The sequence below is a fragment of the Marinobacter sp. UBA2498 genome, assembly GCF_002341575.1.
Classification (GTDB): domain Bacteria; phylum Pseudomonadota; class Gammaproteobacteria; order Pseudomonadales; family Oleiphilaceae; genus Marinobacter; species Marinobacter manganoxydans.
In genome coordinates this window covers 21,499-22,512 of record NZ_DDOI01000063.1, presented here as the reverse complement: position 1 = coordinate 22,512, position 1,014 = coordinate 21,499, and the positions used below count along the sequence as shown (strand labels likewise).

Genomic DNA, 1,014 nt, shown 5'->3' with positions numbered 1-1,014 from the left:
CACTTTTTCACCGGGCCCGCCTGGGGCTGGTACTTCGTTGGCTGGGCGTTTATGGGGCTCGGGATCATCACCAAAGGGGTTGGCTTCCTGCCGGCGCTGATGCTCATTCCGATCGTGGTCATGAAGCTTCGCGATCGCGCATTGTTCCGTGGCACGCTCACCTGGCGCTGCGCACTGGGCCCGCTGGCCATGCTGGCAGTGGTTGCCGCCTGGCTGATTCCCATGGTGCTTTACGTTAACAATCTCGGCACCGAAGAGGCCCTGGCTTATCGGAATAATATCCTGTTCAAGCAGACCGGCGAGCGCTATGCCGACTCATGGGGCCATATCCAGCCCTGGTACTATTACCTCACCAGCGTCATCCCCTCGCTCTGGTTTCCTCTTCCGCTGTTGCTGCTGGCCTTGATCCGGCCCCTGTCTGAAACCGCCCGGTACCGGCCGATTATTCCTGTACTTCTGGGCTGGATTGCCCTGGTCATCGTGTTTTTCAGCCTCAGCCCCGGCAAGCGCGGTGTTTACCTGTTGCCAGCATTGCCCATGCTGGCGCTGATTCTCGCCCCGCTGCTCAGCAGCCAGAAACCGGCGGGGTGGTTTCCGCCGCTCCTGACAGGTGTGCAGTTACTGCTCGGTATCGCGTTGATGGCGGTTGGCGTCCTGGCCTGGAACGACCACCCCAGGTTGGTTGAAAAAGTGGCTGACTACAGCACCGACCCGGCCAAACTGCACGAGGCGGGGACGTTCGTCTTCGTCATAGGACTGGCCTGGCTGATCACCCTGTTCGGGTTCTGGCGCTCCCGTGCGCTGGGGCGTCTGTTTCTGGCCATGATGATCACCTGGCTGCTGCTGGGCACCTGGGGCTATCGAATTCTTGAGCCGCTTCGAACTCCTCGCAACGTGCTGGCCGCCGCAGAACAGCATATCCCGCCCGGCGGGCAGCTCGGCATGATCGACTTCCGGGAGCAGTTCCTGCTGTTTTCCAAACGCGACTTCACCCATTTCAGCTTCTTTACCGGT

1 pseudogene is annotated in these 1,014 nt (G+C 60.7%); it reads left to right on the top strand.

Annotation, left to right across the window (positions count from 1 at the left end):
* A pseudogene (locus B2W52_RS08100) lies at positions 1–1,014 on the top strand (ArnT family glycosyltransferase); the annotation flags it as partial.